The organism is Streptomyces sp. GQ60 (assembly GCF_059758875.1).
The window spans coordinates 34484-53669 of sequence record NZ_JCAXEG010000015.1 but is presented as its reverse complement, the minus strand read 5'-3'; the positions used below and the strand labels follow the sequence as shown (position 1 = coordinate 53669).

Below are 19186 nucleotides of genomic sequence, written 5' to 3'. Positions count from 1 at the left end.
GCCCGCGCCCCCGTCACCCTGTGCGATCACACAGGCGTGTTCAGGCCATCCGGTGACACAGCTCACTCCACGTCGCGTGCACGGATTCGCCGCATCGCGCGTCTATCCCGTTGCCGGGCCCCCACCCCGCGGTCCGGCACGAGATCCGCCGCAAGGGAGCGAGCCTTGATCACTGTCATCGAGCAGGCCGTGCAGGCCCGACTGGTCGCCACCGCGCCGAAGGTCGACACCGTACCCGTCACGCTCTGCTACGACCGGTCGGATCCCTTCGCCGTCCGGATGGCCTTCCCCGCGCCCGCGACCCTGGAGGGCGTCGAGGTCTCGTGGACGTTCTCGCGGGAGCTGCTGGAGTCCGGACTGGACCGCCCGTCCGGCTGTGGAGACGTCCGCGTGCGCCCGTACGACGCCGACCGGACCACCGTGGAGTTCCACGCCCCCGAGGGGGTCGCGATCGTCCTGATGGTGACGGCCGAGCTGCACCGCTTCCTGGAGCGGGCCTCGACGATCGTGCCGCCCGGCCTGGAGCACCTGTACCTCGACATGGACCAGAGCCTCGCCGATCTGATGCGCGGCTCCTGCTGAACCCGGCCCCGCCGGTCGCTCCGCTTCGCTTAATTCGCTTGCCCGCCGCTCCGGCCGCCCCGTAGCTTTGTAGACGCCCCATCGCCGTCGAAACGGAGCAGGACGTTGCTTCTCTGAGGTCCGAGACACCGACCACCGCCCTCACCCGCGGTCCGCTGTCTCCCCGCGTTGCATTCACCACTCACGCAACCTGGAGGCCTCCATGAGTCCTGCTCCCACCTTCGTCACCTGCTCCGACCTGTCCTTCGACTGGCCCGACGGAACACCCGTCTTCGACGGGTTCCACTTGACCGTCGGCCCCGGCCGCACCGGCCTGATCGGGCGCAACGGCTGCGGGAAGTCCACCCTGCTGAAACTCATCGCCGGGGAACTCAGTCCGAGCGAAGGCCAGTTGGCCGTGGCCGGCACCGTCGGCCGGCTTTCGCAGACCGTCACCTTCGACACCTCCCTACGGGTGGACGAGGCGCTCGGAGTCCACACGGCCCGGGCCGCCCTGCACGCCATCGAGGCGGGCGAGGCGACCGGGGCGAATTTCGCGGCGGTCGGCGACGACTGGGACGTGGAGGAGCGGGCCCTGGCCACCCTCGACCACCTCGGGCTCGGCCGGATCGGGCTGGACCGCACCACCGGCGAACTGTCGGGCGGCGAATGCGTGTTGCTCCGGCTGGCCGCCCTGCTGCTGAGCCGCCCGGACGTCCTGCTGCTGGACGAGCCCACCAACAACCTCGACCTGCGGGCCCGGCGCCGGCTGTACGCGGCCGTCGAATCCTGGTCCGGGGTGATGCTCCTGGTCAGCCACGACCGGGAGCTGCTCGACCGGGTCGACCAGATCGCCGACCTGCGCGACGGAGAACTCCGCTGGTACGGCGGAAACTTCACGGACTACGAGGAGATGCTCGCGGCCGAGCAGGAGGCGGCCGAGCGGATGGTCCGGGTCGCGGAGGGCGACGTACAGCGGCAGAAGCGCGAACTGGCGCAGGCGCAGGCCAAACTGGCCCGGCGCAAGCGGTACGGCCAGAAGATGTTCGAGACCAAGCGCGAGCCGAAGATCGTCATGGGTGCCCGCAAACGCGCGGCGCAGGAGTCTGCGGGCAAGCACCGCATCATGCACACCGAGAAGCTGGCGGAGGCCGAGGAACGCCTCGACCAGGCGGCGCTGGCTGTCCGCGACGACGCCGAGATCCGCATCAAACTGCCCGCCACCAAGGTCCCGCCGGGCCGCCGCGTGCTCACCCTGAGCGGGTTGCACCCCGTCCACGGTGCCGCGATCGCGGGCGAGTGGGAGCTGCGCGGTCCGGAGCGGATCGCGCTGGTGGGGGCCAACGGCTCGGGCAAGACCACGCTGCTGCGCACGATCGCCGGGGAACTGGCGCCACGGTCGGGCGAGTCGGTGGCCCACGTCCCGGTCCGGTTCCTGCCGCAGCGGCTCGACGTACTGGACGACGAGCGCTCGGTCGTGGAGAACGTGGCGCGCTTCGCGCCGCACGCGACGAACAACCTGATCCGGGCGCGGCTCGCGCACTTCCTGTTCCGGGGTGCGCGGGCGGACCGGCCGGCCGGCACGCTGTCGGGCGGCGAGCGGTTCCGGGCGACGCTGGCTGCGCTGCTGCTCGCGGAACCCGCCCCGCAGTTGCTCATGCTCGACGAGCCGACGAACAACCTGGACCTGGGGAGCGTACGGCAGTTGACCGATGCCCTGGATTCCTACGAGGGGGCGCTCGTGGTGGCGAGCCATGACGTGCCGTTCCTGGAGTCGATCGGCATCACGCGGTGGCTGCTGCTCGACGACGTGCCGCGGCCGACGACGGCCGAGGAGGTCCGCCGGTCGCTGTGGCACGAATGACCGGGACGGGCGACGAGCACTAAGGCCGCAGGGACAGGGGCAGTAACGCCCAGGACTTGGTGCCGCCCATCGGAGTGAGCACCGGGGTGAGCCCCCAGTCCCCGCCGCAGGCCTCGACCACCGCCGACAGCAGCCACATCCCGCGGCTGCGCCGGATGCGGCACTCCTCGCTCGCCGCGGGCGAGGAGTGCGCCGGGTGCTGGTCGAAGACGACGATCCGCAGCGCGTCGAACTGCCAGCGGACTTTGAGCACCATCTCCTTGTCAGGCGTGAACCGATAGGCACAGGCCACGAGTTCGGAGGCGGCGAGGGCCGCGTTGTCGCACAGGTCGGGCAGTCCGTGCCGGACCAGGAGGGACCGCAGGGCGCCGCGGGCGCTGCCCGCACAGTGGGCGCCGCCCGGCAGGCCTATGGAGTAGCTCAGTTTCTCCGCCCCTGGCGGGGCCTGCCGGAACTCGTGGACCGACCGCAGGCCACGGAGAGTGCCCGTCATCGTGCTGCTCCAAGGTTCTGAGGTACTGAATGCGTGGATGCCGTGTGGTCATACAAGAGTCGAAGGTCGCCCCGTGTGAGACTTGCGCTACCGACCGTAGCGCAACGTGGTGCACAGTGCTACTACTTGTACGACGACTTGCTGTTTTCTCATGGCATTTCCGGACTCGTGCGGGCACTCCCGCACGCCCCGGCCGGAGGAGAGGGGACCCTGTGCCACCCAGGAGTACGCCGACCGCACGCCAGCAGCGCCTGGGCTCCGAGCTGCGCAAACTCCGCGAGCAGTCGGGCATGACGGTGCAGCAGGCCGCGGCGCTCATGGGCGTGGACCGCACCCGGATCCCCAACATCGAATCCGGCCGGATCGCGATCAGCGCCGAGCGTGTCCGCACCCTCGCCTTCAACTACGACTGCCCCGACACGGGGCTGGTCGACCTGCTCGCCTCGATGGCCCAGGAGCGCGACAAGGGGTGGTGGGAGCAGCACCGGGGGATGCTGCCGCCCGGACTCCTGGACATCTGCGAACTGGAGCACCACTCCGTCGAGTTGCACACCGCCGTGACCACGCACATACCCGGGCTGCTGCAGACCGAGGCGCACGCGCGGGCCGTTTTCGACACCGCCGACCCCCCGCTGCCCGAGCCCGACCTCCAGGCCCGGCTCGCCCTGCGGATGCAGCGCCAGCAGGTGTTCGCCCGCGAGACGCCGCCGTTGTACGAGGCGGTCGTGCACGAGGCGGCGCTGCGCATGCAGTTCGGCGGTCCGAAAGTGGCACGGGCGCAGCTCGAACACATACTGGAACAGTCGGAGCGGGCGCGTACGACCGTGCGCGTGATTCCGTTCACCGCCGGCGGGTTCCCCGGCGCCGGCCAGTCCTTCACGTACGCGGCCGCCACGATCAGCGAGCTGGACACCGTGCAGCTGGACAGTTCGCACGGCTCGATGTTGCTCGATTCGCAGATGAAGCTGCTCCGATACCGGGGCCTGCTGGAGCGGCTGCGCTCCCTGGCACTGCCGGCCCGCGACTCCCGCGATTTCATCCGCGCCATCGCACAGACCCTCTGACCGGGCCGACCGGCCGACCGGCTGACTGACCACCTGACCGGATCCGACGAGGAGACGAGAGAACGACATGGGCACGACGACCACGACCGCGACCACCCCATCGACCCCGTCGGCGACCCCGTCGGCGACGGCCGGCATCGCGTGGGACGAGGCATTCTGCAGCGAGGGGGCGAACTGCTTCCGCTTCGGGCGGGACGACGAGGGGAAGGCGTACATCGGAACCACCGACTCGGCCGCCTACGTCACCGACTCCATCGAGGCGCTCCGTGCGCTGATCTCGGCCGTCAAGGCGGGAGCCGCGGACCACCTACTCGCGTGACTTTGGTCCCGCCGGATCACGCCTATGCCCCCTTCAAACTGCGCAGATAACGGGATGCAACCGGACAGAGCGACCTCTGGGGCTTGGCTGGTCTTGATGTCGCGCTTAACCTACGACTCCGTAGGCTACGGAACCGTAGGTAATTCGCTTTGCACTCAGGAGTACCCGTGACGATCACCTCTCCCCACCTCGGCAGCTCGGAGGCGTGGACCGACGCCAAGTTGCTGTTCGCGCTGGAAGAGGTGGTCGAGAAGGAACTCAACCGCCACCTGACGGTCACCAAGGATTGGATGCCCCACGAGTACGTCCCGTGGAGCGACGGCCGGAACTTCCCCGGTTTCTTCGAGGACGGCGAAGCCTGGGACCCGGCGCAGTCCAAGGTCACCGAGATCGGCAAGATCGCGCTCGTCGTGAACCTGCTGACCGAGGACAACCTCCCCAGCTACCACCACGAGATCGCCTCGCTTTTCGGCCGCAACGGCGCCTGGGGCACCTGGGTGCACCGCTGGACCGCCGAGGAGGGCCGCCACGGCATCGTGATGCGCGACTACCTGCTGGCCTCGCGCGCCGTGGACCCGGACAAGCTCGAAGCATTCCGGATGCAGCACATGTCGGAGGGGTTCGAGTCCGACAACCGCCACTCGATGCTCCACTCCGTGGCGTACGTGGCCTTCCAGGAACTCGCGACCCGCATCTCGCACCGCAACACCGGCCACCAGTCCGGTGACCCGGTCTGCGACCGCATGCTGGCCCGCATCGCGCAGGACGAGAACCTGCACATGATCTTCTACCGCAACCTGCTGGGCGCGGCCTTCGAGCTCGCCCCGGACCTGACGATGCAGGCCGTGCGGGACGTCGTGGTCGGCTTCCGGATGCCCGGACACGGCATGCCGGGCTTCGAGCGGATGGCCGCGCAGATGGCGATCGGCGGGGTCTACAACCTGCGGATCCACCACGACGACGTGCTGAGCCCCGTGATCCGCTTCCTGAAGATCATGGACATCGACGGCCTCGGCCCCGACGGGCAGAAGGCCCAGGAGGAGCTCGGCCTCTTCATGGACGGCCTGGACTCCGAGGCCCGCAAGTTCGACGAGCGCCTCGCCGCCCGCGCGGCGCGCATCGCGGCCCGCAAGGCCTGAGTCCGGCCCCGGGTCCGCCGACCTGACCGGTTTCCGCTCGCTCGGGCGGGTGACGACGATTGCCCTGGCAGAGCCCCGCTCTGCCAGGGTTTCGCGTCATGACCGCCATGACGCCGCTCCAGGTCGAGATCGACCAGCTGGCCCGCCTCCACAACGCCCTGGACACCTCGCTGGCCGCGCTGCGCGAGGCCCGGCGGGAGCTGGACCACGTCCGGGCCGACCAGTTGGGCACGGCGGACCTCGACGCGGCGTGCGACGGATTCCAGGAGAGATGGGGCCACGGCACCAAGGAGCTCGCCGGGCGGATCAAGGCCGTACGCGCGGGTGTGCGCCGCAGCGCCGCCGAGTACGCGGAGCTCGACGAGGCCATCCGCGCGGCCTTCCGGCAGGCGGCGCCCGCCCGTGGCTGACTCCCCCGCGACCGGCTCCCCCGCGACCACCTCCCCCGCCCTCGGCTTCGACCCTGCCCCGGGGAACCCGGACGCGGTCCTGGCCCTGGCGAAGAAGCTCCGCTCCTCGGCCGACTGCCTCGCGGAGACCTCCCGCGTCGTCGACGCCCTGGTCTCGCACAGCTCGGCCTGGCAGGGCGAGGCCGCCACCGCCTTCCGCGCCTCCCTGTCGCGGGACCTCCCCCGGCACCTCCACGCGGCCCACACCTCCCTGGCGGAGGCGGCGCGCCGGCTGACCGGCTGGCACGACACCCTGGCCGCCCACCGCACCCTGGCCGCCCGCTACGCGTCCCAGGCCGCCGCGGCCACCACCGACGAGGCCCTCACCGATGCCCGCCGGCTGGCCCGCGAACTGGCCTCGGAGCACTCGGCCGCGGCCCGCCGGGTGGCGGACACGCTGACCGCGACGGCGGAGCGGCTGGCTCCGAAGGAGCCCGGGGTGCTGGAGTCGGTCTGGAACAAGATCGTCAACGATCCCGCGGACGCCCTCTCGAACGCCGCGGCCATTCTGGGAGCGGCCGGCGCGGCCGTCGCCCTCTTCTTCCCGCCGGCCGGGATGGCGGTCATGCTGGTCGCGGGCGGGCTCTCGCTGGCCGCCCTGACCGCGCACCTCGCGGACCCCGGCTTCCGGCGGCCGCTGACCGAGGGTTTCACCCGGGGCAAGTTCGACGCCGCGTTCTGGAAGAACAGCGTGACGCTGCTCGGCGACGGCCTCGGCGCCGTCCCGGGCGTGGCCGCGGTCGCCTCGGGCGCCAGGGCCGGTACGGTCGCCGCCCGCGCGGCCATGGCAGTCCCCGAGGCCGGCGCCCTGGCGGGCGTCTCGCCGGGCGCGGGCGCGTTCGCCCGTACGACGTGGCACACGGCGGACGAGCTGCGGAAGGTGGAGAGCCCGCTCGCCGCGTGGGCCCTTCGGTCGTCGACGCCCGAGGTCAGGGAGCGGGTGGGGGTGGCCGTGGCCGGCACCGGAGCGGCGACGGCGGCCGCCGACTACACCGGCGACGACGAAGCCGTCGACCGCGGTTCCACGGCTGTCGACGGCACCCGCATCGCGGTGGAGGACGGTCCGTCCACGGTCGCGAGGTCGGCGCGCCTCTGGACGCTGGTGCAACCGTGACGCTCCCCTCCGTCCCGCCCGTCTGGTTCCGGCTGCCGCCCGGGTTCCACGACATCGGCCCCGGGGACCGGGGCGACCTGGAGGAGGTCGCCGCAGCCCTGGAGGCGCTGGGCCGCGCCACCGATGCGGATGCCGGTGCGGACGCCGGTGCCGGGGCGGGGTCGCAGCTCGCCCGGCTGATGGACTGCCTCGACGAACTCGCCGGCCAGCCCGGACAGCGCCTGGTCCACTCCGCGGTCGGCCTGCACCCCGAGGGCCCGGAGACGGTCTCCACCTCGCTGTTCTCCCTCGCCGTCCGGCCCGCCGAAGACGCCGGGGCCGGGGCCGGGGCCGGCGCCGCGGCCGGGGTGGCACGGACGGCGCTGGCCCTCGCCCGGTCCGCGCCCGGGAGCGGCTCGGCGCGCCGGTTCCTGGACCTGGCCTCGGGACTCCCGTGCGCCATGGTCTCCGGGGCCTTCCCCGTCCCCGGCCTCGACCGGGGGTTGTTCCAGGCCAGGGCCGTCACGGCGCATCCGGACGGACGCCACCTGCTCCTGCTCGACCTCACCAGCACGGCCACCGAGCACGCCGATGCGTACACGGCCATCCTGGAGGCCGTCGCGCACACGATCGCCTTCGCCGATCCCGGCGCCCGGCCGCCCGCGCCGCCGGGTGGCACCGGAACCTCGCGGATCCTGGAACTGCTGGGATGACGCCGCCACCCGGTCGGGGGCCGCCCCGCACGGTGGCCCCGGCCGGGGCCGTCCGGCACGGTCGCCGGGCGGTCAGGGGCGGCGGGCGGTCACGGGCGGCGGCGCAGGGCCTGGCGCTCGCCTTCGGAGAGGCCGCCCCAGACGCCGAAGCGTTCGTCGTTGGCCAGCGCGTAGTCCAGGCAGGGTTTGCGGCCCTCGCAGGCACCGCACAGCCGCTTCGCGTCGCGCAGTGAGGAGCCGGGCTCCGGGAAGAAGAAGCCCGGGCCCGTCTGCGCGCAGAGGGCGAGTTCGTACCAGGCCGGGGCGGCGGTGGCAGTGGCGGTAGAGGTATCGGTGGTGTTCATCGACATGCCGCAGAGCCTGTCCGCAGGCGATGGACGTCCGATCAACGCCTGATCAACAGCAGAGTGAACGACCGTGCGTGCGGTGAATTGGGTACCATGGCGTCATGGCAGACGGACGTGTGGAACGCGGGAACCAGACGCGGCGGGCCGTCCTGGAACGGACGATGAGCACCGCCTCGGTGGACGGCCTGGAAGGGCTGTCGCTGGGGAAGATCGCCACGGACCTGGGGCTGAGCAAGAGCGGCGTGTTCGCCCTCTTCGGCTCCAAGGAGGAGTTGCAGCTCGCCACCGTGCACGCCGCCCGGACCGTCTTCGTCGAGCAGGTCGTGCGCCCCGTACGGGACGAGCCCGCCGGCCTCGCCAAGGTGTGGCGGCTGTGCGAGAGCTGGCTCGGCTACTCCGGCCGCCGGGTCTTCCCCGGCGGCTGCTTCTTCTACTCCGCCTCCGCCGAGTTCGATTCGCGCCCCGGGCCCGTCCGCGACGAGATCGCGAAGATCCGCGGCGACTGGACGCGGTACATCGAGCGGCTGCTCGACGAGGCCCGACTGGCGGGCGGGTTCGGCGAGTCGGCCGGGTCCGACGTCGAGGACGTGAAGCAGCTCGCCTTCGAGATCATGGCGATGATGGAGCTGGCCAACGCGCACTCCGTGCTGCACGAGGACACCACCGCCTACGACCGGGCCGCGCGGGGCATCCTCGCCCGGCTGCGCGCGGCGACGGCCGCCCCGGAGGAACTCCCGGAGCGGCCGCCCGTACTCGCGTTCCCCGTCGCCGGTTTCTCCGCCGACGACGCTCCGGCCGTCAGCCTCCCGGCCGCGCCGGCTTCGCCGGACCGCTGAGCCGCATCGAGGCCCCGGCGGCCGCCGCGCCCAGCGCGGTGAACGCGATCAGCAGGAAGACCCCGCGCCAGTGGTCCGCCGGGCCGGACCCGGTGAGCAGGGCCGCCGTGCCGGCGACGCCGAGCGCCCCGCCGAGCTGCCGGGCCGTCATCAGCAGGCCGGTACCGGCCGCGAAGCGCTGCGGCGGGAGGCCGGCCGAGGCCGTCGTGGACAGGGCGGTCACCACGACTCCTATGCCGAGCCCGCCGAGGAGTCCGGCGGGCAGGAAGACCTGGGCGTACGAGGTGGATTCCCCGGCCCAGCCCCACAGCAGCAGGGCGTTGGCCGCGAAGAGGAGCGATCCGACGGTGACGGCGGTCCCTTGGAGGCGGGCGGGGACCCGGCGGCCGACGACGAGCGCACCGGCCATGGCGAAGAGGGCGCCCGGTGTGACGCCGAAGCCCGCTTGCAGGACCGAGTAGTTCCAGCGCTCGATGAGGTAGGACGGGCCGGTCAGCAGCCACGCGTACATGGCGGCGCCGAAGAGCAGGGCGCCGATGTTGGCGCGGGCGAACAGCGGGTCGCGCCACAGGTCCCGGTCGACGGCCGGGGCGGGATGGCCGCGCGAGCGGCGCAGCGCGAAGGCGCCCGCCAGGGCTCCGCCGATGACCAGGACGAGCACCTTCGGGTCGGTCCAGCCCCACTCCGCGCCCTGGGAGAGCCCGGCCACGACTCCCCCGATGCCGAGGGCGAGGGCCGTCGTACCGACGGGGTCGGGGAGCCGGCGTCCGGTGCGGGGCTCCCGCGGGATGACCCGGGCGGCTGCCCAGGCGACCGCCAGGCCGGGCGGGACGTTGACGAGGAAGATCGCGCGCCAGTCCCACCACTCGACGAGCAGGCCGCCGACGCTCGGGCCGACGGCGGCGGCCAGTCCGCCCGCCGCCGACCAGGCGCCGAGGGCCGCGGCCCGGCGTGCGGGCGGGGTGTGGGCCAGGACGAGGCCCAGCGCCGCGGGGATCATCCCGGCGGCGGCCGCCCCCTGGAGGGCGCGGGCCAGGATGAGCAGTTCGGCGGTGGGGGCCGCGCTGGCGGCGAGCGAGGTCAGGGTGAAGGCAAGGGTCGAGCCGAGGAAGAGGGCCCTGCGGCCCAGGGTGTCCGCGAGCCGGCCGGCCGCGGCGAGCAGGGCGGCGAACAGTACGGCGTAGGCGCTGACGACCCAGGTCAGTCGGGCCAGCGACACCTCGGGGAAGGCCCGGCGCAGGTCGGGAAAGGCGACGTTGACGACCGTGGCGTCGAGGAAGGCGAGGAAGGTGACGGCACTGGCCAACACGAGCACCCGCCCGGCCCCGGGCCCGGGCCCGGCTCCGGGTCCAGGTCCAGGTCCAGGTCCAGGTCCAGGTCCAGGTCTGGGTCCGGGTCCAGCTCCGGGTCCGGCTCCGCGTCCGACTGCGGCTCCGGCTCCGACTCCGGGTCCGACTCCGGGTCCGACTCTGGGACTGGGCACGGGTCCGGGTCCGGGTCCGGACTCGGGTCCGGCTCCGACTCCGGACCCGGACGCGGAGTCCGGCGCCGACACGAAGGCCGGTTCGGACCCGGACGCCGACTCTGACCCGAAGGCCGACTCCGGCGCGGTGGGTTCGGGGTGGGTGGCGGTCATCGGGTGGCTCCCGCGGCCTCGGCCGGGCCGGCCTCACGGGTCTGTGACGGGGTCGCGCTCAGGAACTCGACGGCGGTCGCGACGACTTGCGGGTCCACGAGGATCCGGCGGTGGCCGAGCCCGCTCGTCTCGATCAGGCGGGCCCGATCCCCGTAGGCCGCCGCGAGGGCGCGGGACTGGCCGGGGGCCGCGGTGTCGTCGTCCGCGTCGTGCACGAGCAGGATCCGCGAGGGGATCTCCTCCGGGTGGCGGCACGCGTCGAAGCGGGGCCAGATGTCGGGCTCGGCCGGGAAGAGCCGCCGCTGGATGTGGCGGCGCATGGCGTCTTCGACGGCCTGGTTCACGCCGAGCATCGCGCGGAACCTCTCCGTGAGGAAGTCGAAGTCGGCGATGGCGCCGATGCCGGCGATCCGGTCGGCCCGGATTCCGTCCCGCAGCGCGAAGAAGGTGGACAGCACCCCGAAGGAGTGGGCCAGGACGCCCGAGAACTCCCCGTACCGCGCGCGCAGTCGGCGGATGATCTCGCGCTGCCGGAGGATGGTGGTGGCCCGGCCGCCGGACTCCCCGTGCCCGGGCGCGTCGAAGGAGACCACGGTCCGGCCCTCGGCCAGCAGCGCTTCGACGAAGCCTGCGAAGCGCGAGGCGCGCGAGGTCCAGCCGTGCACGATGAGAACCGGCCGGTCGCCGTCGCCCCAGCGGTACGTGGTCACGGATATCCCGTCCACGACGAGCCGGCCGGTCACGGCCCGGGCCATGACCTCCGCTTCGCCCGGCTTCACCTTCGGGCGGCCGAGCGGCCGCACGAACAGCGCGAACGCCACCCGCCCGACCGGGCCCGGGGCTACCCGGGCGGTGATGTTGAGGGTCGTGCTCAGGAGTGAAGCCATGGGGTGCATGCCCGGTTCTCCGGATCTCCTCAGAGTGGCCAGACAGAGCTGGCGGGTCAAGATGATGGGGAGATATTAGCACGATCGTTCGTGTTCTTATGAGGACGCGACCCTCTCCCTCGCTCCGCATCAAGGACGCGGCACGGCAGGAGTTCTTCGTACCCCTCGGCGACGGAGAGGGCAGCGCGTCAGTCCTCGGGCTTCGCGCGGCTCGGCTGGACCCGCTTGGGCTCGCCCGGCATCTTCGGGTAGTCCGGGGGGTACGGCATATCGCCGAGCCCGTGGTCGCGTTCGTGGCGGTCGGCCAGTTCCAGCGCGGCGTCCAGGACGAAGGCGTGGTCGTCCATGTCGGCGTGCAGATCGCCCAGTTCCGCGAAGCGGGCCGGCATCGTCACGATGTCGAAGTCGCGCGGCTCCGCCTCGTCCAGCTCGTCCCAGCGCAGCGGTGCGGAGACCGGGGCGTGCGGGCGCGGGCGGATGGAGTAGGCCGAGGCGATGGTGCGGTCGCGCGCCGTCTGGTTGTAGTCGACGAAGATCCGCTCGCCGCGCTCCTCCTTCCACCAGGCGGTGGTGACCTTCCCCGGCATCCGGCGCTCGAGGTCCCGGCCGATCGCGATGGCGCACCTGCGGACCTCCGTGAAGGTCCAGCGCGGCGCGATCGGCACGAAGACGTGCAGGCCGCGGCCGCCCGAGGTCTTGGGCCATCCCCGCAGGCCCAACTCATCCAGGAGAACGCGTAGTTCGTGGGCGACCGCGACCGCGTGGTGGTAGTCGGTGCCCGGCTGCGGGTCCAGGTCGATGCGCAGTTCGTCGGGACGGTCGGTGTCCTCCCGCCGGACCGGCCAGGGATGGAAGGTGAGGCAGCCCAGGTTGGCGGCCCACAGGACGGCGGCCGGCTCGGTCGGGCAGATCTCGTCGGCGGTACGTCCGCTGGGGAAGGCGATGTGGGCGGTCGGGATCCAGTCGGGCAGGTTTTTCGGGGCCCGCTTCTGGAAGAAGGACTCGCCCTCCACTCCGTCCGGGAACCGCTCCAGGGTCGTGGGCCGGTTGCGCAGCGCGCGGGTGATCCCGTCCGCGACCGCGAGGTAGTAGGCGGCCACGTCCCCCTTGGTGAGGCCGCGCTCGGGGAAGTACACCTTGTCCGGGCTGGACAGCCTGACGGTCCGGCCGCCCGCCTCCAGCTCGATCGCTTTGCCCGCTGCACCCATGTGCGCCACGGTAGGCGGACCCGCGCGGACCCGCACACCGAGCGGGCCCGGGCGTACCACCCCAGAATCGGAGACATGGATCTGCCGGTCATGCCACCCGTGAAGCCGATGCTCGCCAAATCCGTGTCCACGATCCCACCGGGCATGCAGTACGAGGCCAAGTGGGACGGCTTCCGCGCGATCGTCCACCGGGACGGGGACGAGATCGAGCTCGGCAGCCGCACCGGCAAGAGCCTGACCAGGTACTTCCCCGAGCTGGTCGCGGCGCTGAAGGCCAATCTGCCGGACCGGTGCGTCGTCGACGGAGAGATCGTCGTCGTCCAGGGCGGGCGGCTCGATTTCGACCGGCTCAGCGAGCGGATCCATCCCGCCGCCTCCCGGGTGAAACTGCTCGCCGAGACGACCCCCGCCTCGTTCGTGGCCTTCGATCTCCTCGCGCTGGGCGACGAGGCCCTCCTCGACACACCGCTCGCCGACCGCCGCACCGCTCTGACCCGCATGCTCTCCACCGCTCGGCCCCCCGTCCACCTCGCGCCCGCGACCACCGACCCCGCGCTCGCGCGGGAGTGGTTCGAACGATTCGAGGGCGCCGGGCTCGACGGGGTCGTCGCCAAACCCCTCGATCTTCCCTACCGGCCCGATGCCCGCCTCATGTTCAAGATCAAGCACGAGCGTACGGCCGACGCCGTCCTCGCGGGTTTCCGTTTCCACAAGAGCGGTCCGATTGTCGGATCGCTGCTCCTGGGGCTGTACGACGCCCACGGCACCCTCCAGCACGTGGGCGTCTGCGCCGCCTTCCCGATGAAGCGCCGAGCCGAGCTGATCGACGAGCTCGAACCGCTCCGGATGCCCGACCCCGGCGGCCACCCGTGGGCCGCCTGGGCCGAGGAGACCGCCCACGAGAGCGCCCGGCTGCCCGGGGCGCAGAGCCGCTGGACCGGGAAGAAGGACCTGTCCTGGGTGCCGCTGCGCCCCGAGCGGGTCTGCGAGGTGGCCTACGACTCCCTCACCAACAGCATCGACGGCGGCGAAGGCGGCAGGTTCCGGCACACGGCCCGGTGGCGCCGCTGGCGGCCCGACCGGGCCCCCGAGAGCTGCACCTACGACCAGCTCGAGGAAGTCGTGGGCTACGACTTGGACGAGGTGTTGGGCGTCAAGGACACCTAGACACGGCCGGTTTCCCGTTCTCAGCCACGCCCGAGGGGCTATGACGCCGAGTCACGAGCTCGACGATGTGCCGGGATCCACCGGCTGATCTCCGGGGTCGGAGGACCAGCCGAGGCCGGTGCGGTGCCGCTCCACGACGCCCGGGCGACAGCCGACCGCCGCCGGCCACCGTTCGGAGCCGCCGCGCCGGCCGCCCGCGTCCACGACGAGGCCCCCTCGTAGGCGCCCGCGGCCGTGGGTCACTCCCGTTACCCGGATCCCGGAAGAAGTCCCGGTCGAGCGTGAAGCCTGCGCGGCCGGGGACGTAAGGTCGCAGCGGGCCGCAGCGCACGCCGCCCCAGCACCCCGATCCACCGAAGGACGCGCATGAGTACAGAACCCGCCGGGCGGCCCGGATCCCACGACACCGGCGCACCGGGCGAGCGCTCCGTCCCCCGCCCGCACGCCGTCGTCGGCGTCGGCGTGGTCGTGGTCGGCACCGACGGCCGGGTGCTGCTCGGCCAGGCGCACGACGGGCGCTGGGAGCTGCCCGGCGGCAAGGTCGACCCCGGCGAGGGCTTCGAACAGGCCGCCGCACGCGAACTGGCCGAGGAAACCGCGCTGCGGGCCGCCCCCGAGGAGATCCGGATCGTGTCGGTGATGCTCGCCGCCCGCTCCGGCGCGACGCAGCTGACGGCCGCGGCCGTCACCTCGGCCGCCGAGGGCACCGCCACGGTCACCGAGCCCCACAAGATCGCCCGCTGGTCCTGGTTCGCCCCGGCCGAGCTCCCCGCGGCCCTCTACGCTCCGTCGGCGGCGGTCCTTCGGGCCTGGCGGCCCGAACTCACCGCGGTCCTTCCTCACGTGCCCTCGTACGACTACCCGACGGCCACGACCCCTTGATCCGAAAGAGACGGCCTCCGCCTAGCCGGCCGCCGCGACCGTCACCACGGTGATCGCGGCCACCGCCATCTGCATGTCGCGGATCGCGGAGCGGACGCTGTCGGACGCCCACTGCCCGTCTGCTATCTCCGCCGTGCGCGCGGAGATCTCCTTGCGCGGGCGGCCCGGGAAGGCCAGCCCGTGCAGTTTGGCCGCGTGGATCAGGGCGACGAGGCTCGCGGTGCGCTCGTCCGGCTCGGCGCCCTTGAGGACGACGGCGGCGAGACGCTCGCGCAGCGCGCGCTCGATCGTGCCGTCGGCCTCGGGATACCGCCGCACCGGGAACACACCGAGCGCCTTCCGCCGCTCCTCCACGACCACGCCGCGCCCGCTCAGCCGCTCCACCGCCGCGGCGATGGCCTTGGCCTGGTCCTTCGTCAGCCAGTCGGTCACCCGTCGCTTGCTCCGGCCGCGCATCCAGGTCTGCATCAACCGGATCCGGCCGTCGAGCAGTTCCTCTCCGGTGGGCGAGGTGTCGACCAGTTCCAGATACTTGCCGGTCACCGCCACCCGCTCCGCGAGCACCAGTTCGAGCAGGATCCCGCCCGCCACGGCCCAGCCCACCGACTGCCGCTGCTTCACCGACCCGGACTCGTCGTCCAGCGACAGCAGCGTGATCTCCTCCGCCAGCGTGATCGTCATGCCCAGCTCCCCCGTAGACCGTCCGCCTTCTCTTGATCAGACGTGCGCGCACGCCCGGAGGTTCCACCGGTTCCCCGCTCGCCCCACAGCCGCGCCGCACGACGCCCGCGCCGCGCCGCCCCCGCGCCCACGACGGCGGCGCCCGGAAGCGGCGCCCTACGGCCGCCCCGCCATCGCGCGCGGGGCGAAGTTCCCGTCGCCCAGGTCCTCCGCCAGCAGGCGCTTCGCGATCGCGTCCGCCGCGGCCCGCAGCTCCGCACTGCGCGGACGGCCCCGGTCCTTCTCCAGCTGGTCGCCCAGCCACTGGGCCCACGCGGCCGAGATGACGCCGGCTTCCCGCTCCCCCGCCGGGGTCTGCGTGTAGAAGCCGTTCTGCCGCGTCATGTAGCCCTCGTCCACCATCCGTTCGAAGACCGGCAGCAGTACCTCCGGGGGCAGGTGGCGGCGCGACGCGATGAGTCCCAGGCTCGCGTAGCCGACCGTGCGGGTCAGCAGGTCCACCTGCATCACCGCCCACGCGCCGGCCATGTCCAGCCGGGTGTCGGAGGAGTTGACGATCCCGCGCGCCGTCTCCGGCCCCATGCTCCGCACCAGCTTGCCGACCGCCAGTTCCAGCAGTTTCGCCGAGTCACCGGAGGCCGTGGCGGGCGAGCCGAAGCCGTCGCCCATGTCCGTGGAACCGGCCCGCGCGCTGTCGCGCAGCTTGACCTGCTTGAGGAACAGCGCCACGACGAATCCGACCACCGCCACCGGCACGGTCCACAGGAACACCGTGTGCAGGGTGTCCGCGTACGCGTCGATGACCGGCCCGGCCGCCGCCGGATCGAGCCCGTGCACGCCCTGTGGGCTCTGCGCCGCCGCGCCCAGCTGCCGCGGGTCCTGGCCGGTGGCGCGCGCCGCCTCCTCCACCCCCTTCGCCAGCGCGGGCGTCAGGGTGTTGGCGTAGATCGTGCCGAAGACGGCGGTCCCGAAGGCGCTGCCGAGGGTGCGGAAGAAGGTGACGCCCGAGGTCGCGGTGCCGAGGTCGGCGTAGTCCACGGTGTTCTGCACGGCGATGGTCAGCACCTGCATGCACAGGCCGATGCCGACACCGAGGACGAACATGTACAGCGATTCCAGCCAGGCGTTGGACTGCGGTCCCATCAGCGACAGCAGGTACAGCCCGAGGCCCATCACGGCGCAGCCGACGATCGGGAAGATCCGGTAGTGCCCGGTCTTGCTCGTGACGTTGCCGCTGAAGACCGACGCGATCAGCAGGCCGATGACCAGCGGCAGCGTCCGTACGCCCGAGACCGTGGCCGAGTCCCCGTCCACGTACTGCAGGTACGTGGGCAGGAAGGTCATCGCGCCGAGCATCGCGAAGCCGACGACGAAGCTGAGGACGGAGCAGACCGAGAAGACGGGGTTGCGGAACAGCCGCATCGGCAGCATCGGCTGCGCGGCGCGCGTCTCCACCAGGCAGAACAGCGCCAGTGCCACGACACCGCCCACGAAGAGCCCGACGATGAGCGGCGAGCTCCAGGCGTACTCGTTCCCGCCCAGGCTCGTGGCCAGGATCAGCGCGCTCGCGCCGGTCGCGACCATCGCGATGCCCAGGTAGTCGATGACCGGCTTGCCGGCGGCGCGCACGGAGGGGATCGTCTTCGCGGCCGCCACGACGACCAGGATCGCGATCGGCACGTTGACGTAGAAGGCCCAGCGCCAGGTCAGGTGGTCGGTGAAGAGTCCGCCGAGCAGCGGCCCGATGACCGTCGCGACGCCGAAGACGGCGCCGATCGCGCCCTGGTACTTCCCCCGTTCGCGCAGCGGGACCACGTCGGCGATGAGGGCCATCGCCGTGACCATCAGCCCGCCGGCCCCGATGCCCTGGAGGCCCCGCCACACGATGAGCAGGGTCATGTTGCTCGCGAGGCCGCACAGGAACGAACCGGTGATGAAGATGATGGCGGAGACCTGGAACACCAGTTTCCGGCCGAAGAGGTCGCCGAACTTGCCGACCAGCACGGTCGCGACCGTCTCCGTGAGCAGGTACGCGGTCACGACCCACGACATGTGGTCCCCGCCGCCGAGGTCCGCCACGATCGTGGGCAGAGCCGTGCCCACGATCGTCTGGTCCAGGGCCGCGAGCAGTACGCCGAGCATGATCGTGCCGAACACGATGTTGCGCGATCGCCGGTCGAGCACGGGCGGTGCCGCGGCGGGTACGGCGGGGGCTGCGCCTTCGGCTGTGGTCACACCTCGCACTCTCACAGCGCCCCCGCCCGCCCGCATGCGGCGTTAGCCCATACGGGCCGGGGCGCGGGGCCGTCGCCGCAGGTGGAGGGGCCGTCGGTACGGTCGGCCCGGCCGCCTCGGCCCGGGCAGCCCCACCAGCGGCACTCAGCGCAGGTAGCCCCGCCGACGGCCCTTGGCGCGCGCAGCCCCCGGCGGCCCTCGGCGCGCGCAGCCCCCCGGCGGGCCCTCAGCGCAGGTAGCCCAGCCCAGGATGCTCCGCCGCGTACCCGGCCACCAGCCGCCGGGCCACCCCGACCGAGTCCACCAGCGGATGCAGCGCGAAGGCCTTGACGGCGTCCGCCCGCGATCCGCTCGCCGCCGCGGCGAGGACCTCCCGCTCGGCGGCCTTGACCGAGGTCACCAGGCCCACCGCGTGCAGCGGCAGCGGGTCGACGGCGACCGGGTGCGCCCCGTTGGCGTCGACCAGGCAGGGCACCTCGATGACGGCCTCGGCGTCGAGCACCGACAGGGTCCCGCGGTTGCGGACGTTCAGGATCAGGGTGGCGCGCTCGTCCCGGGCGATGGCGCGCATCAGGGCGAGGGCCACCTGCTCGTACCCGCCCGACTCCAGGTCGCTCTCCTCGCGCTCGCCGACCCCCGCGACCTCGCGGTTCTCGGCCATGTACGTCGCTTCGCGCTCGGCCCTGGTGCGGTCCCAGGCGGCCAGCGCGGCCCCGGGCGCCTGATCCGGCCGCCCGGCCTCGGCGTAGAAGCCCCGCTGCTGGTCGCGCAGGAAGGCTCCGCGCGTCTGCTTGGCCTCCTGGTAGGCCCGTACCGTGTCGCGGTTGAAGTAGTAGTAGTGCAGGTACTCGTTCGGGATCGCCCCGAGCGAGCGCAGCCATTCGGCCCCGAACAGCCGGCCCTCCTCGAAGGATTCCAGCGCCCGCGCGTCGGCCAGCAGCCTCGGCAGTTCGTCGCGGCCGCCGATCCGCAGCCCGCGCACCCAGCCCAGGTGGTTGAGGCCGACGTAGTCGATCCAGGCGTCCTCGGGCCGTGCGCCGAGCAGCCGGGCGATCCGCCGCCCGAGGCCGACCGGCGAATCGCAGATGCCGATGACCCGGCCGCCGAGCTCCTCGGCCATGGCTTCCGTGACCACCCCGGCCGGGTTGGTGAAGTTGATCACCCATGCCGCGGGGGCCGTACGGGCCACCCTGCGCGCGATCTCGCGGGCCACCGGCACCGTCCGCAGGCCGTACGCGATCCCGCCCGCGCCCACCGTCTCCTGGCCCAGCACTCCCTCGGCCAGGGCGATCCGCTCGTCGGCGGCCCGCCCTTCGAGCCCGCCGACGCGAATGGCCGAAAACACGAAGTCGGCGCCGCGCAGGGCCTCGTCGAGATCGGTGGTGGCCGTGACGGCCGGGGCGTCCGCGATCCCGGCGGCCTGGTCCGCGAGCACCCGGGCCATGGCACCGAGCCGTCCGGGGTCCTCGTCGTACAGGGTCACGTGCGACACCCTGCCCTCGGCGTGATCGCCGAGCAGGGCTCCGTAGACGAGCGGGACCCGGAATCCGCCTCCGCCGAGGATCGTCAGCCGCACGCCCTTACCGCCTTTCGCAGTGCCACGTTTCGTGGC

19 protein-coding genes are annotated in these 19186 nt (G+C 72.6%); 11 read left to right on the top strand and 8 right to left on the bottom strand.

Going from position 1 to position 19186, the window contains the following annotated elements:
* The first annotated feature begins 165 nt into the window (after window positions 1–165).
* Window positions 166–582 (top strand): spore wall synthesis regulator SsgD, encoded by a 417-nt coding sequence (gene ssgD, locus AC6CKD_RS29315; protein WP_498331387.1) that lies wholly within the window; start codon window positions 166–168, stop codon window positions 580–582.
* Window positions 583–784: 202 nt separating this feature from the next.
* Window positions 785–2425: an ABC-F family ATP-binding cassette domain-containing protein gene (locus tag AC6CKD_RS29310; protein WP_498331385.1), complete on the top strand. Its 1641-nt coding sequence runs from the start codon at window positions 785–787 to the stop codon at window positions 2423–2425.
* Window positions 2426–2444: 19 nt separating this feature from the next.
* On the opposite strand, the gene AC6CKD_RS29305 is transcribed toward AC6CKD_RS29310, so the two are convergent.
* Entirely contained in the window at window positions 2445–2918 is a 474-nt protein-coding gene (locus AC6CKD_RS29305; protein WP_498331384.1) for an ATP-binding protein, read from the bottom strand.
* 212 nt (window positions 2919–3130) lie between these two features.
* Between AC6CKD_RS29305 and AC6CKD_RS29300 the strand changes: the two genes are divergently transcribed.
* From AC6CKD_RS29300 to AC6CKD_RS29275, 6 genes are all read left to right on the top strand, one after another.
* The gene (locus tag AC6CKD_RS29300; RefSeq protein ID WP_498331382.1) at window positions 3131–3982 is read left to right on the top strand and encodes a helix-turn-helix domain-containing protein; all 852 of its coding nucleotides are present in this window, start codon (window positions 3131–3133) and stop codon (window positions 3980–3982) included.
* A gap of 67 nt (window positions 3983–4049) precedes the next feature.
* The gene (locus AC6CKD_RS29295; RefSeq protein WP_498331381.1) at window positions 4050–4301 is read left to right on the top strand and encodes a hypothetical protein; all 252 of its coding nucleotides are present in this window, start codon (window positions 4050–4052) and stop codon (window positions 4299–4301) included.
* Between the two features lie 167 nt (window positions 4302–4468).
* A complete protein-coding gene (locus tag AC6CKD_RS29290) occupies window positions 4469–5440 on the top strand; it encodes an acyl-ACP desaturase (RefSeq protein WP_498331379.1) in 972 nt (323 codons plus the stop codon).
* 98 nt (window positions 5441–5538) lie between these two features.
* Complete coding sequence (locus AC6CKD_RS29285; protein WP_498331378.1) at window positions 5539–5850, top strand: DUF6317 family protein; 312 nt, start codon at window positions 5539–5541, stop codon at window positions 5848–5850.
* On the top strand, window positions 5843–7003 hold the full coding sequence (locus AC6CKD_RS29280; protein ID WP_498331377.1) for a hypothetical protein: 1161 nt from the start codon (window positions 5843–5845) through the stop codon (window positions 7001–7003). The genes AC6CKD_RS29285 and AC6CKD_RS29280 overlap by 8 nt, the downstream gene beginning before the upstream one ends.
* Window positions 7000–7695, top strand: a complete 696-nt coding sequence (locus AC6CKD_RS29275; protein ID WP_498331375.1) for a hypothetical protein — start codon at window positions 7000–7002, stop codon at window positions 7693–7695. The genes AC6CKD_RS29280 and AC6CKD_RS29275 overlap by 4 nt, the downstream gene beginning before the upstream one ends.
* 89 nt (window positions 7696–7784) lie before the next feature.
* Here the strand turns inward: AC6CKD_RS29275 and AC6CKD_RS29270 are convergent, their stop codons facing one another.
* Window positions 7785–8045, bottom strand: a complete 261-nt coding sequence (locus AC6CKD_RS29270) for a WhiB family transcriptional regulator (RefSeq protein WP_498331373.1) — start codon at window positions 8043–8045, stop codon at window positions 7785–7787.
* Window positions 8046–8143: 98 nt separating this feature from the next.
* On the opposite strand from AC6CKD_RS29270, the gene AC6CKD_RS29265 reads away from it, so the two are divergent.
* The gene (locus tag AC6CKD_RS29265; protein WP_498331371.1) at window positions 8144–8878 is read left to right on the top strand and encodes a TetR/AcrR family transcriptional regulator; all 735 of its coding nucleotides are present in this window, start codon (window positions 8144–8146) and stop codon (window positions 8876–8878) included.
* Here AC6CKD_RS29265 and AC6CKD_RS29260 read toward each other — a convergent pair.
* The 3 genes from AC6CKD_RS29260 to ligD all read right to left on the bottom strand — a co-directional run bounded on the left by AC6CKD_RS29260 (window position 8841) and on the right by ligD (window position 12609).
* Complete coding sequence (locus tag AC6CKD_RS29260; protein ID WP_498331369.1) at window positions 8841–10187, bottom strand: DHA2 family efflux MFS transporter permease subunit; 1347 nt, start codon at window positions 10185–10187, stop codon at window positions 8841–8843. The genes AC6CKD_RS29265 and AC6CKD_RS29260 overlap by 38 nt on opposite strands.
* A 323-nt stretch (window positions 10188–10510) precedes the next feature.
* Window positions 10511–11401: an alpha/beta hydrolase gene (locus AC6CKD_RS29255; protein WP_498331367.1), complete on the bottom strand. Its 891-nt coding sequence runs from the start codon at window positions 11399–11401 to the stop codon at window positions 10511–10513.
* A gap of 188 nt (window positions 11402–11589) precedes the next feature.
* Window positions 11590–12609 carry a non-homologous end-joining DNA ligase gene (ligD, locus tag AC6CKD_RS29250; protein ID WP_498331365.1) on the bottom strand — a complete coding sequence of 340 codons (1020 nt, stop codon included), beginning with the start codon at window positions 12607–12609 and terminating at the stop codon, window positions 11590–11592.
* Between the two features lie 75 nt (window positions 12610–12684).
* On the opposite strand from ligD, the gene AC6CKD_RS29245 reads away from it, so the two are divergent.
* Window positions 12685–13776: an ATP-dependent DNA ligase gene (locus AC6CKD_RS29245; RefSeq protein WP_498331363.1), complete on the top strand. Its 1092-nt coding sequence runs from the start codon at window positions 12685–12687 to the stop codon at window positions 13774–13776.
* A 366-nt stretch (window positions 13777–14142) separates the two neighbouring features.
* The gene (locus AC6CKD_RS29240) at window positions 14143–14658 is read left to right on the top strand and encodes a nucleotide triphosphate diphosphatase NUDT15 (RefSeq protein ID WP_498331361.1); all 516 of its coding nucleotides are present in this window, start codon (window positions 14143–14145) and stop codon (window positions 14656–14658) included.
* A gap of 21 nt (window positions 14659–14679) precedes the next feature.
* Here AC6CKD_RS29240 and AC6CKD_RS29235 read toward each other — a convergent pair whose 3' ends face one another.
* The 3 genes from AC6CKD_RS29235 to AC6CKD_RS29225 form a co-directional block, all read right to left on the bottom strand.
* Complete coding sequence (locus AC6CKD_RS29235; RefSeq protein ID WP_498331360.1) at window positions 14680–15339, bottom strand: GOLPH3/VPS74 family protein; 660 nt, start codon at window positions 15337–15339, stop codon at window positions 14680–14682.
* Window positions 15340–15495: 156 nt separating this feature from the next.
* Window positions 15496–17574, bottom strand: a complete 2079-nt coding sequence (locus AC6CKD_RS29230; RefSeq protein WP_498331358.1) for an MDR family MFS transporter — start codon at window positions 17572–17574, stop codon at window positions 15496–15498.
* 226 nt (window positions 17575–17800) lie between these two features.
* Complete coding sequence (locus tag AC6CKD_RS29225) at window positions 17801–19150, bottom strand: 6-phospho-beta-glucosidase (protein WP_498331356.1); 1350 nt, start codon at window positions 19148–19150, stop codon at window positions 17801–17803.
* Between the last annotated feature and the right edge of the window lie 36 nt (window positions 19151–19186).

What these genes read in the sequence shown, in the direction of transcription:
- AC6CKD_RS29310 (WP_498331385.1), top strand. Translation starts at nt 785, where the DNA reads ATGAGTCCTGCTCCCACCTTCGTCACCTGCTCCGACCTGTCCTTCGAC.
- AC6CKD_RS29305 (WP_498331384.1), bottom strand. Translation starts at nt 2,918, where the DNA reads ATGACGGGCACTCTCCGTGGCCTGCGGTCGGTCCACGAGTTCCGGCAG.
- AC6CKD_RS29295 (WP_498331381.1), top strand. Translation starts at nt 4,050, where the DNA reads ATGGGCACGACGACCACGACCGCGACCACCCCATCGACCCCGTCGGCG.
- AC6CKD_RS29285 (WP_498331378.1), top strand. Translation starts at nt 5,539, where the DNA reads ATGACCGCCATGACGCCGCTCCAGGTCGAGATCGACCAGCTGGCCCGC.
- AC6CKD_RS29270 (WP_498331373.1), bottom strand. Translation starts at nt 8,045, where the DNA reads ATGTCGATGAACACCACCGATACCTCTACCGCCACTGCCACCGCCGCC.
- AC6CKD_RS29265 (WP_498331371.1), top strand. Translation starts at nt 8,144, where the DNA reads ATGGCAGACGGACGTGTGGAACGCGGGAACCAGACGCGGCGGGCCGTC.
- AC6CKD_RS29255 (WP_498331367.1), bottom strand. Translation starts at nt 11,401, where the DNA reads ATGGCTTCACTCCTGAGCACGACCCTCAACATCACCGCCCGGGTAGCC.
- ligD (WP_498331365.1), bottom strand. Translation starts at nt 12,609, where the DNA reads ATGGGTGCAGCGGGCAAAGCGATCGAGCTGGAGGCGGGCGGCCGGACC.
- AC6CKD_RS29245 (WP_498331363.1), top strand. Translation starts at nt 12,685, where the DNA reads ATGGATCTGCCGGTCATGCCACCCGTGAAGCCGATGCTCGCCAAATCC.
- AC6CKD_RS29240 (WP_498331361.1), top strand. Translation starts at nt 14,143, where the DNA reads ATGAGTACAGAACCCGCCGGGCGGCCCGGATCCCACGACACCGGCGCA.
- AC6CKD_RS29235 (WP_498331360.1), bottom strand. Translation starts at nt 15,339, where the DNA reads ATGACGATCACGCTGGCGGAGGAGATCACGCTGCTGTCGCTGGACGAC.